The organism is Cellulomonas sp. P4_D11 (assembly GCF_056401915.1).
In genome coordinates, this window is sequence record NZ_JBFUIK010000031.1 from 1 (window position 1) to 14,453 (window position 14,453).

The 14,453-nt window shown below is 75.4% G+C and carries 11 protein-coding genes and 2 pseudogenes; 7 read left to right on the forward strand and 6 right to left on the reverse strand.

Annotated elements, in window-relative coordinates; all coding sequences use genetic code 11:
• Together AC1DT4_RS16195 and AC1DT4_RS16200 are read left to right on the forward strand one after the other, a co-directional pair.
• A pseudogene (locus AC1DT4_RS16195) lies at nucleotides 1-1,110 on the forward strand (hypothetical protein); the annotation flags it as partial.
• The gene (locus AC1DT4_RS16200; RefSeq protein WP_477090827.1) at nucleotides 1,107-2,210 is read left to right on the forward strand and encodes an RDD family protein; all 1,104 of its coding nucleotides are present in this window, start codon (nucleotides 1,107-1,109) and stop codon (nucleotides 2,208-2,210) included. The pseudogene AC1DT4_RS16195 and the gene AC1DT4_RS16200, both read left to right, overlap by 4 nt.
• 195 nt (nucleotides 2,211-2,405) lie before the next feature.
• Here AC1DT4_RS16200 and AC1DT4_RS16205 read toward each other — a convergent pair whose 3' ends face one another.
• From AC1DT4_RS16205 to AC1DT4_RS16225, 5 genes and pseudogenes are all read right to left on the reverse strand, one after another.
• Nucleotides 2,406-3,821: a hypothetical protein gene (locus AC1DT4_RS16205; protein WP_477090828.1), complete on the reverse strand. Its 1,416-nt coding sequence runs from the start codon at nucleotides 3,819-3,821 to the stop codon at nucleotides 2,406-2,408.
• Nucleotides 3,822-3,878: 57 nt separating this feature from the next.
• Nucleotides 3,879-5,144 (reverse strand): S8 family peptidase, encoded by a 1,266-nt coding sequence (locus AC1DT4_RS16210; RefSeq protein ID WP_477090862.1) that lies wholly within the window; start codon nucleotides 5,142-5,144, stop codon nucleotides 3,879-3,881.
• Nucleotides 5,141-5,572: a hypothetical protein gene (locus tag AC1DT4_RS16215; RefSeq protein WP_477090866.1), complete on the reverse strand. Its 432-nt coding sequence runs from the start codon at nucleotides 5,570-5,572 to the stop codon at nucleotides 5,141-5,143. Before AC1DT4_RS16215 ends, AC1DT4_RS16210 begins: the two co-directional genes overlap by 4 nt.
• A 109-nt stretch (nucleotides 5,573-5,681) precedes the next feature.
• A pseudogene (locus tag AC1DT4_RS16220) lies at nucleotides 5,682-5,924 on the reverse strand (WXG100 family type VII secretion target); the annotation flags it as partial.
• 17 nt (nucleotides 5,925-5,941) lie between these two features.
• Entirely contained in the window at nucleotides 5,942-6,253 is a 312-nt protein-coding gene (locus tag AC1DT4_RS16225) for a WXG100 family type VII secretion target (protein WP_477090829.1), read from the reverse strand.
• Nucleotides 6,254-6,548: 295 nt separating this feature from the next.
• On the opposite strand from AC1DT4_RS16225, the gene eccD reads away from it, so the two are divergent.
• From eccD to AC1DT4_RS16245, 4 genes are read left to right on the forward strand one after another with little or no spacing between them, the layout of a single operon-like run.
• The gene (eccD, locus tag AC1DT4_RS16230) at nucleotides 6,549-7,898 is read left to right on the forward strand and encodes a type VII secretion integral membrane protein EccD (RefSeq protein WP_477090830.1); all 1,350 of its coding nucleotides are present in this window, start codon (nucleotides 6,549-6,551) and stop codon (nucleotides 7,896-7,898) included.
• A gap of 6 nt (nucleotides 7,899-7,904) precedes the next feature.
• On the forward strand, nucleotides 7,905-9,293 hold the full coding sequence (gene eccB, locus AC1DT4_RS16235; RefSeq protein ID WP_477090831.1) for a type VII secretion protein EccB: 1,389 nt from the start codon (nucleotides 7,905-7,907) through the stop codon (nucleotides 9,291-9,293).
• Nucleotides 9,290-10,519, forward strand: a complete 1,230-nt coding sequence (locus AC1DT4_RS16240; protein ID WP_477090832.1) for a S8 family serine peptidase — start codon at nucleotides 9,290-9,292, stop codon at nucleotides 10,517-10,519. Before eccB ends, AC1DT4_RS16240 begins: the two co-directional genes overlap by 4 nt.
• The gene (locus tag AC1DT4_RS16245) at nucleotides 10,516-11,253 is read left to right on the forward strand and encodes a PP2C family protein-serine/threonine phosphatase (protein ID WP_477090833.1); all 738 of its coding nucleotides are present in this window, start codon (nucleotides 10,516-10,518) and stop codon (nucleotides 11,251-11,253) included. Before AC1DT4_RS16240 ends, AC1DT4_RS16245 begins: the two co-directional genes overlap by 4 nt.
• Here the strand turns inward: AC1DT4_RS16245 and rarD are convergent.
• Nucleotides 11,240-12,196 carry an EamA family transporter RarD gene (gene rarD, locus AC1DT4_RS16250; protein ID WP_477090834.1) on the reverse strand — a complete coding sequence of 319 codons (957 nt, stop codon included), beginning with the start codon at nucleotides 12,194-12,196 and terminating at the stop codon, nucleotides 11,240-11,242. The two genes, AC1DT4_RS16245 and rarD, sit on opposite strands and share 14 nt — an antisense overlap.
• A 282-nt stretch (nucleotides 12,197-12,478) precedes the next feature.
• On the opposite strand from rarD, the gene AC1DT4_RS16255 reads away from it, so the two are divergent.
• The gene (locus AC1DT4_RS16255) at nucleotides 12,479-14,254 is read left to right on the forward strand and encodes a carbohydrate-binding module family 20 domain-containing protein (protein ID WP_477090835.1); all 1,776 of its coding nucleotides are present in this window, start codon (nucleotides 12,479-12,481) and stop codon (nucleotides 14,252-14,254) included.
• Nucleotides 14,255-14,453 lie beyond the last annotated feature (199 nt).

Consider the following 14,453-nt stretch of genomic DNA (forward strand, 5'->3'; position numbering starts at 1 on the left):
GGTCGCTGGGCGGCCGGTCGGCCCGACGTCGTCACGCGGCGGCCGCACGTCGAGGCGGGCGCGTTCGTGCTCGCGGCCGTGCTCGGCGTGGTCGTCGCGCTCGTCGTCCTGCTCACGTCGACCGCCCTGGCGGACCCGACCGCGGCCGTCGTGGCGGCCGTCCTCGCGGTCGCCGCCGTCGCCGTCGCGCTCGGGCGCACCGCGGCGGTCGCCTCCGCGACGGTCGCGGGCCCGGCGCTCGGGTTCGCCGCCGGCGTGCTGCTCGTCGATCCCGTCGACGGTCCCACCGGACGGCTCGCGGTCACCGTGGGCCTGGTCGTCGCCACCGTCGTCGCGGGTGTCCGGCTGGTCGCCACCCGGGCGGCCGGTGCGGGTGCCGACGACGCCGGCGTCGTGCTCGTCGTCGTCGCGCTCGCGGCGGCCGTCCAGTCCGCCGTCCTGCTGGCGGGCCTCCCTCCGGTCGTCGCGGCCGCCGTCCTCGTGGGCGCGGCGCCGCTCGGCCTGCGACTGCTCCCCTCGCTGTCGCTGAGCGTGCCCGACGAGCAGCTCATCGACCTCGCACACGTCTCGCGGACCGCGGCGTCGGTGCGCAGCCCGCGCCCGCGCGCGCTCGGCCGCGTCAACGAGCGCCAGGTCGGGACGAGCGTCGGCCACGCCGAGCGCCGCAAGGCCACCGCGACCGTCGTCCTGTCGATCCTCCCACCCGCGCTGCTGCCGGTGGTCCTCATCGCCGCCGAGCCCGGGACGGTGCCCGGCGTCGGCGCCCTCGTGCTGTCGGCGTGCGTGGTCGTCGCGCTCGTCCTGGGACCCCGGTCCGCGCGGGGCGCCGTGGGCCGGTGGGTGCCCCGCGGCGCAGCCGCGGTCGTGCTCGTCGAGCTCGCGCTGGGCGCCCCCCTCGACGCTTCGTGGCGCCTGCCCGTCGCCATGGTGGCCCTGGTGCTCGTCGTCGGCCTGGCGGCGCTGTCCATCGCGCTCGGCAGCGGCTGGCAGTCGGTCGTCGCCTCGCGGCTGGCGGACGCGCTCGAGGGCCTGGCCGTGGTGCTGGCCCTGCCCGCCGCCCTGGTGGCGGCCGACATGATCGAGACCTTGCGGAGGGTGACGTCGGGATGAGCGTGCAGACGGACCAGGCCTGCGTCGCGTGCGGGAAGCCCCTGCGGCCCGGCGCGCGCTTCTGCACGGCCTGCGGCACCCCGGTCGATGCGGCCGTCGTGGTCGTCGAGGCCCAGCGACCCGGTGCGCCCGGACCCGCATCGCCCCCCGTGGCCGCGCGGCGCCGTCGCGAGCCGGACCCGGTCGCCGCACCGCTCGGCGCCGCCTTCGACGGCGTGCGGACCGCGGGTGTGGGGCAGCGGCTGCTGGCGTTCCTCGTCGACACCCTGGCCGTGTCCGTCGCCGGCGGGGTCGTTCTCGCGCTCACGCACAGCGCCGTGCTCGCCGGACTCGCGGCCGTCGAGGTCATCGTCGGCATCGTCGTCTGGGAGGCCCGCACGGGACGCACGTTCGGCAACACGCTGCTCGGCCTGCGCTCGGCCCGCCAGGAGACCCCTTACGCGCCCGGGCTCGCCCGCAGCGTGCCGCGGGCGCTCGTGCTCGCGGCCGGTCACCTCGTCGCCGGCCTCGGGCAGTGGCTGGTCGTCGGGTCCGTGTCGTTCGACAAGGCCGGCCGCGGACAGGGCTGGCACGACCACGTGGGACGGTCCGTCGTGGTGGACGTCCGCGGCCCGCGCGCTCCGCTCGCGGCCACGTCCGGGGTCTCCGGCGGCCGCGCGCCGGTCGCGGTGCCGGTCCACGCCGCGGCGGTGGCGACCTCGACGCCGCCCGCTCCCGCGGCCGTGGCGACGTCCCCCGCGCCGGCGGTCGTCCCGGCGCCGACGGCCTACGTCGTCACGCTCGACACCGGGCAGGCCATGACCGTCAGCGGTCCGGGGCTGGTGGGCCGCGCCCCGCAGGTGGTGCCCGGCGAGCGGTGCGACCACGTCATCGCCATCGACGACCCCGAGCGGAGCCTCTCGCGCACGCACGCGCGATTCGGCCTGGACCGCGCCGGGTTCTGGGTGGCCGACGCCGGCTCGGGCAACGGCACGGTCGTCGTGCTGCCGAGCGGTCAGTCCGTCCGCGCGGCCCCCGAGCAGCGGGTCGTCGTCCCCTCCGGGTCGACCGTGCGCATCGGCGACCGCACCTTCACCGTCCAGGCAGTCACGCCGCGCTGACGGCGCCTGCGTCCAGCCGGGTGCCCCGCACGCGTCTCGCCACTCGACGGCGGCCGCCCCCCTCGCGACACGACGACGGGCCCCGGCGCACGTCATGACACGGAGACGGCCCCGCACCGGTGAGGTGCGGGGCCGTCGCTGGACTCGTCGCGCTGAGCGGACGGCCGGCTCGTCGGGTCGCCGCTCAGCGGTGGCTCACCAGCCGTCGTCGCCCGTCTCCACCTCGGGGAGCTCGCTCAGGACGGGGCCGTCCTCGCGCGACCCGGCCTTGGCCCCGGCGCCCAGGGCCGGCGTGGAGCCGTCCTCGTCGTCGAGCCCCAGGTCCGGAGCCAGGTAGCCCAGCGCGGTGCGCTTCTTGCCCTTGGACGACCCGCCGCCGCCCGCGCCACCGCCGCCGCCGGCCATCATCGTCCCGCCGCGCGAGCCGGCCGCCGTGCCCGCGGCACCGGTCTGCGAACCGGAGAGGACGGAGGCGCCGCCCGTGCCGCCCTTGGCGGCGGCCGCACCGGCGAGGCTCGACCCGGCACCGCCGCGTGCGCCGCCGAGGGCCGAGCCGCCCGCGCCGTTCGATCCGGGCAGGATGCCGAGACCGCTCGCCCCGCCGGCACCGCCGAGACCTGCTCCGCCGCCCGCGCCGAGGCGGTTGAGCCCGGCCGCGCCCAGCGCCGTGCCGCCGACGGCCAGGCCGCCCGCCAGAGCGCCGCTCGCGGCGCCGCCGGACCCGAGTCCGCCGCCCGCCCCCGCGCCACCGTTCCAGCCACCGGCACCGCCGCCCGAGTCGGGGACACGTCCGTCGACGCTGCCGTCGGACGTCGTGTCGCCGGGCGTGTGGACCGTGGTCGGCGGGAGCGAGACGGGTGGCTCGGCGGGCGTGTCGACGGGGTGGGGGTGGGGGGCAGTGGTCGGGGGCTGACCGGTCGTCGTGGGCGGGAGCGCCGGGGTGCTGCCCCACGTCGGCGTGCCGATGCCGTGGGTCGGGGTGGCGGGCTGCGCGTGCCCGAGCGTGGGTGCGCCGCCGACCGGGCTGCCGCTGCCGGACGGGCTGCCGCCGCCGGGCTGGCCGCCGATGGGGCCCTGCCCCTCGTCCTCGTGGGAGTAGTCGTCGGTCGCGGGAGGGAAGCTCGCGCCGGCGGCCTGGAGCGAGGCGTTCAGGGTCTCGATCGCCTTGCGGGCCGCCTTCTCGCGCTCGGCCTCGCGCTGGTCGGACCAGATCCCCCCGGCGACGATCGCGGTGACCGTGCCGATGCCGGGGAGGGCGACCGTGCCGCCCGCGGCGAGGGCCGCCCGCTCCCCGAAGCTGAGCTCGCCGTCGGGCAGGGCCCGGTAGTCCTCGCGGGCCTGCAGGATCGCCGAGCGCGCGGCGGCGGCGGACTTCGCGACCCCGTCGAACCGGTCGGCCGTGTTGACGATGGCCGTGGCCAGTTCGGCGAAGCTGTCGCCGGCGAGGTCCGCGGTCGAGCCGCCGAGCCCCAGGTCGGTCGCCATCGACCGCAGCGACTGGGCGTAGGAGCTCACGGCGTTGCCGATGAGGCCGAGCTGGTCGGTGTCCTCGTGCAGCGACCCCACCTCGGCGCCGAGCGAGGCGCTCAGGTCGTCAGCGTGCTGTCCCATGTCTGTTCCCCTCTGCGGTCGTGCGGTATGGCTGGGTGGCGGCCGTGGCGGGCACGGTCAGGTGGGCGGTGGAGTCGGGCCGGTGCGGCGTCGGGCGACGAGGACCGCGATCACCACACCGACGACGGCCAGCGCAGCAATGATCCCGCCGACCACCAGCATCGTCGACGGGCCCGAGGCCGGCTCGCTCTCGGGCGCGGTCGTCGCGTCCGGGGAGCTCGCCGGGTCCGTGGGTCCGGCGGTCGATGCCCCGGTGATGTCCGCGATGCTCGGCTGCACGTCCGGGTCGTCCGTGAGCAGCGGGTTGACGTCCGGGTACTCGGTCGGGTCGTGCTCGAGCATGTGCCGGACGTTCACCGCGCCGTAGCCCCAGGCGTCGTCGTGCGCGAGCTCGTGGTCCTCGGCGTCGGTGTTGCGGACCAGCGTCTGGATCAGCTGGTTCGCCGTCGCGCCCGGGTAGGCCGACCAGACCAGGGCGAGCGCGCCGGACGTGTACGCCGTCGCGTTCGAGGAGCCGCCGGTGTACTGGTAGACCGACCAGTCGTCCGCCGCGGTCAGCGTCGCGAAGTACTCGCCCGGGGCCGCGACCGTCAGCCGCGGGTCGGTGTTGTTCTTCGCCGCCAGCTGGCCGTCCGGGCCCATCGACTCGACCGCGACGACGCCGTTGCCCGAGGCCGGCGGCTTGAGGCCGGTCCCGCCGTCGTGCGGCGACGCGGCCACGACGATCACGCCCTGCTGCTGCGCGTAGGCGATGTCGGCCCAGTCCTGGTCGGCGTCGGTGATCGACATGCTGATGATGTCCGCACCGTCGTCGACCGCCTGGCGGACGGCACCGACTGTCCGGCCCGCCGGCGCGAAGCACGGCCCCAGCGTCCCGTCGGCGGCCTGGTCGCCCCGCGAGCCCGCGTAGTGCAGGAGGCGGACGCCGGGCGCCACGCCGAGCGTGCCGGGCTGCCCGGCCACCCCGACCCCCGTCCCGACGAGGATCGCCGACATCGCGGTGCCGTGCTCGGCGCCGACGTCGGCCGTGACGGACTGCTGAGGGGTGCCGCCCTCGGTCGTCGCGCAGAACGACGGCTCGTGCGTGACCAGGTCGGTGCCCGCCAGGTCGGCGATGCCCGGGTTGATCGGGCCGTCGATGACGGCGACCGTGATGCCCGAGCCCGTGGTCCGCTGGTGGATGTCCGCCAGGCCGGTCTGGTTGATGTACCAGTGGCCGCCCTCGCGGATCGGGTCGTCGGCGGCCGAGGCCGCGGAGACGCCGGTGGTGAGCAGCCCGAGCAGCACCAGGGCGGTGCTGCAGGCGCGTGCGGGCAGCCTCATCCGGCGGAGTGCGTGCTCGGCGCCGGGGTGGTCGAGGCGGGGCTCGTCGGTGCCGAGGTCGGCACGCCGGGCGGCGGCGTGGCGCCGTTGGGGGAGGCGTTCAGGCGCGCGGCGACCTGCATGAGCCGCTCCTGCACGTCCGCGTCCGTGCTGACCAGCGCCTTCATGTTGTCGTGCAGCGCCGTGTGGTACGCGTCCATCTGCCTGCGGATCTTGGCCAGCTCGGAGTCGAGCGAGCGCAGCTGCTGGCGGTAGAGCGCGACGAACTGCGCGGTCGCGCCCGCGTCCGACCAGGTGCCGGTGGTCTGGCGGCCGAGCAGGTCCTTGAGGGAGTCGCGCAGCATCGTCACGTACTCCTGCAGGTGCACGAGCGTCTCGAGGCGCTGCTTCACGACCTCGCGTTCGAGCTGGATGTCCCCTGCGGCCACCGTGGAACCTTTCGTCTGCGTGCCTGGGTCGGTGCCCATGCGTGTCCCCCTGCCCGTCGTGCGGTGAGGCTGAGCGCGGCGGTCGCGCACCGTGGAGGTGCGCGACGTCGTCGCCCGAGGTCGCCACGGCGCGCCCGACGTCGGCCAGCAGGGCCTTCATGTCCTCGATCGCGGCGGTCCACTTGGCGCGCGCCGCCTCGTAGGACGAGGCAGCCTCGCCCGACCAGTTGGCGCGCAGCGGCTGCAGCGAGGAGTCCAGGTCCGCCAGGCGGGCCTCGATCTGGCGGGCGCCGGTCTGGATGTCGGCGGCGGCGGTGGCCAGGCCACCGAAGTTGACCTTCAGGTCGCTCATCGTCAGCTCCTCGTGGTTCAGCCGAGGCGACCCTGCAGTCGCGAGAACGTCGACTGCTGGGCGTCGTCGGACGCGGTGTAGGTGGACTGGGACGAGACGAGGTTCGACTCGAACTCGTTGAGCGCGGACACGATCTTGGTCGCGTCCTCGCGCCAGCGAGCCATCAGCTGGTTGAACGCGACGGCGCCCTGGCCCTGCCAGTGCGACCCGATGCCGGCCAGCTTGCCCTCCAGCGAGCTCAGCTCGCGCTGCAGCTCCCCACGGGACCGGGCGACGACGTCCGCGCCCTGCTTGAGCGCACCGTCAGCTGCGGAGACTTCAGCTGCCATGACACCTCCCCTGCACGCGGCCCCAGACGGCGGGACCGAATCATGGGACACCCCCCGGGTCGGGCGGTGTCGACCGCGGGATCTTCCCCACGGAACCGTCTGGACCTTAACCGAAACGGACACCGGCCGTCGCCCCAGGCGACGGCCTGTGGACAGCGTTCACCCGCGCGGCGGACCGCTCGGATCCCGTCCGTCCTGCGCCGTGGAGGTCCGGCGGTCGGGGCGGACGCCACTGGTTATGCTGACCGACGACCTCACGCGGATCGGCCCACGCCGACGCACCAGAAGGACGCCGATGACCGATCCGACCTCGTCCCCGACGCCCGTCGGGACGCTCCTGCGGGTCTCCGTGACCGCCGGGGACCGCCGCGTGGACCTCGGGGTGCCGGGCAACGTCGCGGCGGCGGAGATCGTCCCCGGCCTGGCGCGCACCCTGGGCGTGCTGGACGCGGCCTCGGTGTACGGCGGCTACCGGCTGGTCCGCGCCGACGGCGAGCCCGTCGACTCCGCGCGCAGCCTGCTGGCCGCGGGGGTCGAGGACGGCGCGGTGCTGACGCTCGAGTCGGGCGCCCGCAAGCCCGAGGTGCGCGTGTACGACGACGTGGTCGAGGCCGTGGCCGACGCCGTCGAGTCGCAGTACCAGCCGTGGACCGCCCGCGACAGCGCCCTCGGCGCGGCGTGGGGCGCGGTCGCCCTGGTTCTCGTCGCGGCCGCGCTGCTCGTCGGCGCCGACCCGGCCGCGTCGATGCCCCCGGTCGTCGCGGCGGCGGGCGCTCTGCTGGCGCTCGCGAGCGGCGCCGTCGTCGGCCGGGTGGGCCGCGAGCCCGCCACCGGCCGCATCCTCGTGCTCGCCGCGACCGTCCTGGGCGGCGTCGCCGGCCTGACCGCCGGCGAGACGGCTCCGGCGTGGGGCTGGCCCGCCGTGTGGGCCGGGCTCGGGCTGGTGGTCACGGGGCTCGTGGCGATGCCGGCGCTCGTCGACCGCCGCGAGCTGGCGGCCGGCCCGGTCGTGCTCGGGCTCGCGCTCGCGGTCAGCGGGGCCTCGGTCGCCCTCACCGACGCGAGCGCGGGCGAGGTGCTCGCGGTCGTCGTCGCCATCGTCGTCACCGCGAGCATCGGGGTCCCGTGGCTCGCGCTGTCGAGCACGCCACTGCGCGTGGTCAGCGCCCGGACGGAGGCGGAGATCCTCCTCGACCCGCCGGTGGTCGACCCGGAGCGCGTGCGCCGTCAGCTGGAGAGCGGGCACCGGCTGCAGGTGTCGCTCCGCGTGGCCGTCGGGCTCTTCGCGCTGCTGGCCACGCCCGCGGTCGTCGCGACCGGCGCCGTGGGCACGGCCCTGCTGGTCGTCGGCTTCGCGGGCGTGCTCCTGTCCAGCCGCCAGTCGTACTCGCGTCTCGACGTCCTCCTCGTGGTCTCGGCCGGGATCGTCGGGCTGGCCGCGACAGTGCTCTCCGCCGCCGTCCAGCACCCGTCGTGGCGCAGCACGCTCGTGGTGCTGGCCGGGGCCGCCGCCGCCGTGGTCGTCGGGGTGGGCCTGGTCGCCCCGCGGCAGCGCATCGGGCTCGCCCGGGTCGGCGACGTGCTCGAGGTGACCTGCCTCGCGGTCCTGCTGCCGCTCGGCGTCGCCGCGGCCGGGCTGGTCTAGCGGCCGATGGCGTCCAAGCGTGACCTCGTCGAGGCGCAGACGTACAGCCGCCGCCGGCTCCTCACCGCGTTCGTCAGCGGCGCGCCCGCCGGTCAGGAGCTCGAGCCGACCAAGCCCATGCGCGGCGTCGTCGCCGGGGTGCTGCTGACGGTGATCCTGGTGCTCGGCAGCCTGGCGTACGGCCTGCTCAAGCCCACCCTCCCGAACGGCTGGGACGACAGCTCGCTGGTGGTCGTCAAGGACGTCGGCACCCGGTACGTCGCGATCAAGGGCACGCTCTACCCGGTGCTCAACACCACGAGCGCCCGCCTGGTCGTGCCGTCCTCGGCCTTCCACGTGGTGCAGGTCTCGCAGGACGACATCGCGGACACACCCCGCGGAGCCACCATCGGCATCGCCGGCGCCCCCGACTCGCCCCCGCCCGCGGACCGGCTCGTCGCCACGGGCTGGCTGTCCTGCCTCGTGCCGGACGGTGCGCGGACGACGATCGGGGTGGACCTGCCGATCGACACCGACGGGGACGGCGTCGACGACGAGTCCACCGCCCCGCCCGCGCTCACGGAGGCCGAGCAGGGCGTGCTCGTGTCCGTCGCCGACGACCTGTACGTCGTCGCGGGCGGCCTGCGGTACCTGATCCCGCTCGAGTACCAGTCGGCCGTGCTGCGCGCCCTCGGCCTCGACACGGCGACCCCGGTACCCGCTCCGGCCGCGTGGCTCAACCTCTTTCCCGCAGGCACCGACCTCGAGCCGGTGACCCTGCCCGACGTCGGCAAGCAGGTCCCGTCGATCTCGGGGCTCCCGCTCGACACGGTCATCGGCACGGTGGTCGAGGTCTCGGGTGTCGGCTCCGACACCAAGCGTTACGTGGTCGACCAGGACGGCAACCTCGCCCCGCTGGGCGACCTGGCGCTGCCGCTCTACGAGCTGGGCTCCGGCCAGGACGCCGCCGTCGTGCAGAAGTCCGCGGCCGACGTCGCGGGCGTCCGCACCGCGACCGAGCCGGTGGCGCCCGCGGACTGGCCGCAGGTCGCGCCCGTCCCCGTGCCGGACGGCCGGTCGGCCTGCGCGCGGCTGACCGCGGGCGACGACGTGCGGGTCGCCCTGGTGACGACGGCGGTCGATCCCGAGGCCGCCGCGGGCGTGCTGGTCGCGCCCGGCGGCGGAGCGCTGGTCCGCGCAGCCACCACCGAGGACGGGGCCGGGGGAGTGTCCCTCGTCGACGAGAGCGGCACGGCGTTCCCCGTGCCGGACGCGAGCGACGAGATGCTGGCCCGGCTCGGGTACCTGCCGTCGCACGTGACGCGGGTGCCGCCCGCCTGGACGGCGCTGCTGCCCGCGGGTCCCGCGCTCACGCAGGACGCGGCGGCGATGCCGGTGGGGTCGGCGGGCGCATGATCCGACGCCTGGCGGGGGGCGCGGCGGCCCTGGCGCTCGCAGCGGGCCTCGTCGGGGTCGGTTCGCCCGCGCTCGCCGCCGACAGCGCCTGCGAGCTCGACAACCCGGTCCCGATCGCGACCCGGCCGCCGAACCTCGACCGGTTGTCGGCGGACCTCGCCTGGACCACGGCGACCGGGGCCGGCGTGCTCGTCGCGGTCGTCGACTCCGGCGTCGACTCGAGCAACCCCCACCTGACCGGCGCGGTGGTGCTGGGCACCGACCTCGTCGGGGTCGCGGCGGACACGACCGGCCGCACCGACGTGTACGGCCACGGCACGGCGGTGGCCGGCGAGATCGCGGCCCGGCTGGTGCCGGGGTCCGGCGTCGTCGGGCTCGCGCCGGACGCCACGATCCTGCCGGTGCGGGTGTACTACGCGGACGACGACCAGGCGTCCCGCGAGGGCGTCGCGCCCGACGCGGGCCGGATGGCGGCCGGGATCGCCTACGCCGCCGCGCAGGGTGCGCGCGTCATCAACGTCTCGATGAGCACCACGGTCGACGACCCGGCCCTGCGCGCCGCGGTCGACCAGGCCACGGCGGCCGGAGCGCTGGTCGTCGCGAGCGCCGGCAACCGGAACACCGCCGACGACAAGGCCGACGTGCCGCACTACCCGGCCGCCTACCCGGAGGTGCTGTCGGTCACGGCGGTCGACGTCGACGGCAACGCCACCGAGGACTCGGTGCACGGGCCGCACGTCGACGTCGCCGCGCCGGGCACGAACGTGCTGACCACGCTGCCCGGCGGCGGCGACTGCATGCTCGGGGTCGAGGCGTCGAGCAGCTACGCGACCGCGTACGTGAGCGCCGCGGCGGCGCTGCTCGCGCAGCAGCACCCGGACGAGACGCCCGCGCAGTGGGCCTACCGGCTGGAGGTCACGGCCGCGCGGCTCGACCCGGCGACGCGCGACGACCTCGTCGGCTGGGGCGTGGTGCGGCCGGCGTCGGCCGTGAACTTCGTCGACGACGGGTCCGCCGCGGGTCCCGACAGCCCGACCCGCCCGCGCCCGACTGCCCAGGTGGTGCCGGCGCAGGTCATCGACACGACGGTGGTCGCGTCGCCGCTGGCCGGACCGCGGCGGGATGCGGCGTGGTGGGTGCTCGGCGGGCTCACCGCAGTGGCCCTCACGGCGCTGGGCGCGCGCATGGTCGGCGTCCGCCGGCGCCGCACGACGGTGCCGCGATGATCGACGACCGCGTCGGCCTCGACGTCGGCGTGGCGACCGCGCAGGCGCGGCGGAACCAGAACGAGGACAGCCTCTGGGCGTCGGACGGCGTCTTCCTGGTCGCCGACGGGATGGGCGGTCACGACGCCGGCGAGGTGGCCAGCGCGACCGCGATCGCCGTGCTCAAGACCCTCGCCGACCCGATGCCGACCACCGACGACGTCCGGCGCGCGGTCGCCGCCGCGCACGCCGCCGTGCGAGAGCTGCCGTCGACCACCGGCCGCCGACCGGGCACCACGGCGACCGGCGTGGTCCTCACGGTGCACGGCGACACCCCGTGCTGGCTGGTGCTGAACGTCGGCGACTCGCGGACCTACCGGATGGCCGGCGGCGTGCTCGAGCAGGTGACGCACGACCACTCGGAGGTCGCGGAGCTGGTCGCCCAGGGCCTGGTGACGGCCGACGAGGCGAGCCGGCACCCGCGGCGCAACGTGGTGACCCGCGTGCTCGGGGGCGGGGCGTCGGAGGTCGAGCCCGACGTCTGGCTGCTGCCGGTGAGCCCGGGCGACCGCATGCTCGTGTGCTCCGACGGGCTGACGGACGAGCTGTCGGACGCGCGGATCCAGGCCGAGCTGCGGGCGGCGCAGGACGGGTCCCAGGCGGCGGCGGACCGGCTGGTCGCGGCCGCGCTGGCGGCGGGCGGCCGGGACAACGTCACGGCGATCGTGGTCGACGCGACCCTCAGCCGGCGCTGACCTCGACCGCGCGACGGCTGAGCCGCTGGGACCGGCCGGTGCGCACGCCGTCGACCGTCAGCACCGCGAGCGCGACCCACACGAGACCGAAGCCCCACCACCGCGCGGCCGGCATCTGCTCGCCGAGCACCACGACGCCGATGATCAGCTGCAGGGTCGGCGCGATGTACTGCAGCAGCCCGAGCATGGCCAGCGGCAGGCGTCGGGCCGCGGAGTTGAAGAGCAGGAGCGGGATCGCGGTGACGACGCCCGACGACACGAGGATGAGCGCGTGCCCGAGCCCCTCGGTGGCGAACGTCCCGGTCCCCGCCGCGTTGATCCAGACCAGGTAGCCGAGCGCGAGCGGTGCGAGGACCAGGGTCTCCACGGCCAGGCCCGGCACGGCGCCGACGCTGCGGCCGACCCGGTTCTTGATCAGGCCGTAGAACCCGAAGCTGAGCGCGAGCGTGAGCGCGATCCACGGCAGCTGCCCGTAGCCGGCGGTGATGACGACGACGGCGGCGGCGCCGAAGCCGAGCGCCACCCACTGCACCGGCCGCAGCTTCTCGCGCAGCACGACGACCGCGAGAGTGACGGTGACCAGCGGGTTGATGTAGTACCCGAGTGCGGCGTCGACCACCCGGTCGGTGAGGATGCCGAACACGAAGACCAGCCAGTTGACGGCGAGCAGCACGGCCGCGATGGAGAGCAGCCCGAGCGTGCGCCGGTGCCGCAGCGCGGTGACGAACGCGCCCCAGGTCCGGGTGACGCCGAGCAGCAGGACGCAGAACAGCAGCGACCAGACGACGCGGTTCGCGATGATCTCGACGGCCCCGGCGGGCTGCAGCAGCGGGAAGTAGAGGGGCAGCACGCCCCAGAGCACGTAGGCGCCGACCCCGGCCGCGAGGCCGAGGCCGTCGAGGGGCGCGACGGCGGGACGGGAAGCCGTGGGGGAGTCGGGCACGGGATGAGCCTAGGTCCCGGTCGGCGGAGCGGTTGACGAGGCCGCGGACCTCCCCTAGTGTCCGGTTGCAGCAAGTTTCACGCCTGTTGCAGGATCTGTTACACGCCTTCCTGCGCGCCCTCTGCCGGTCGTCCCCGGCGGGCGGCACACCTCCTCCCGGGATCGATCCGTCGGTCCCACCCCCGCGTCGCAGGCGCGGGTGCAGGCCGGGCACCGCGACGATGCGGCGTCCGCGGAGCGGTCCGACGACGCCGTCGGTCCCCACCTCGAGGAGCGCACCACGTGACCATCCACGCCCCCGGCCGAGCCGCGCTCGGCGCCCTGCTCGCCGCCGTCCTCGCCCTCGCCGGCCTGACCGTCGCAGGGCTGACCGCAGCCACCGGCGCGGTCGCGGCGCCCGCGACGATGCGGCCGGCCGTCAACCTCTTCCAGTGGACCTGGACGTCGATCGCCCGGGAGTGCACGAACGAGATCGGGCCGGCGGGCTACGGCTTCGTGCACACCTCGCCGCCGAACGAGAACGTGCAGCTGGCCGGCCAGTGGTGGACCTCGTACCAGCCGGTCAGCTACAAGGTGGAGTCGAAGCTGGGCACCCGCGCCGAGTACAAGGCGATGATCGACACCTGTCGCGCGGCCGGCGTGAGCGTCATCGCCGACGTCGTCGTCAACCACATGACGGGCCAGACCAGCGGCACCGGGTGGGCGGGCACCACCTTCACCGAGGAGCGCTACCCGGGACCCGACGGCGGGTACGGCCCGCAGGACTTCCACTCGTGCCGCACGAACATCAGCAGCTACGACGACCGGTACCAGGTGCAGAGCTGCCGGCTGGTCGGGCTCCAGGACCTCGACACGGGCAGCGACTACGTCCGCTCGGAGATCGCGGCCTATCTCAACGACCTCGTCTCGCTGGGCGTCCGCGGCTTCCGGGTCGACGCCTCCAAGCACATCGCGGCCACCGACCTCGAGGCCATCAAGGCGAAGCTGACGGACCAGAGCGTCTACATCGAGCACGAGGTGATCGCGGGCGGTGGCGAGCCCGTCCAGCCCGCCGAGTACTTCGGCTCGGGCGACTCCAACGAGTTCACCTACAGCCGCACGCTCAAGTCGGTGTTCCAGAGCGGCAACCTGTCCTCGCTCGTCGGCCTCAAGGACCAGTCGTGGCTCCTGCCGACCGACAGGGCCGCGGTGTTCGTCGACAACCACGACACCGAGCGCAACGGCGAGACCCTGAGCTACAAGAACGGGTCGGACTACCGGTTGGCCAACGTCTTCGAGCTCAGCTACCCGTACGGCTGGCCCACCGTGTACTCGGGCTACGCGTTCAGCAGCAACGACGCGGGCGCGCCGCAGCAGGGCAACGGCAAGGTGAACGACGCCGTGTGCGGGCAGGGCACGTTCACGTGCGCGCACCGCTGGAACGAGACCGCGCACATGGTCGGCTTCCGCAACGCGGTCGGCACGGCGGCGCTCGGGAACGTCTGGTCCGACGGCGGCGGCGCGCTGGCGTACGGCCGCGGTGACAGGGGCTACGTGGCGATCAACAGGAACGGCTCCGCCCTGCAGCGGACCTTCCAGACGTCGCTGCCCGCCGGCCGCTACTGCGACGTCATCAGCGGCGCGACGACCAGCGGTGGGTGCTCGGGTACCACGGTCACCGTGGCGTCCGGCGGCTCAGCGTCGTTCACGGTCCCGGCCAACGGCGCGGTCGCCGTGCACGTGGGCCAGCGGGCCGGTGGCACGAGCACCCCGCCCCCGACGACCGACTCCCAGGTGTCCTTCGGCGTGAACGCGACGACGTCGTGGGGCCAGAACGTCTTCGTGGTGGGCGACCGCGCCGAGCTGGGCGGCTGGAACCCGGCGAGCGCCGTGGCGCTCTCGTCGGCCGGCTACCCGGTCTGGCGGGCGTCCGTCGCGCTCCCCGCCGGCACCGTCGTGCAGTACAAGTACGTGCGCAAAGAGTCGAACGGCGCGGTGACCTGGGAGTCCGGGTCCAACCGCACGGTGACCGTGCCGGCGAGCGGGGTGCTCACCCTCACCGACACCTGGCGCAGCTAGACCGGTCCGGGCGCCGTCCTTCTGTGGGGGACGGCAGCTCGGGCGTCGGGGACGGGGGTGGCGTCGAGCGCGTGGAGGTGTGCGGCGCCACCCCTGAGCCCCACCCGACCGTCTCACGTGTGTCCAGATGTTGGCGGACGACTCAGGGTCGCCTCACCGCCGGTCCTACACTGGACCGAGCACAGCCCTGCACCGTGCC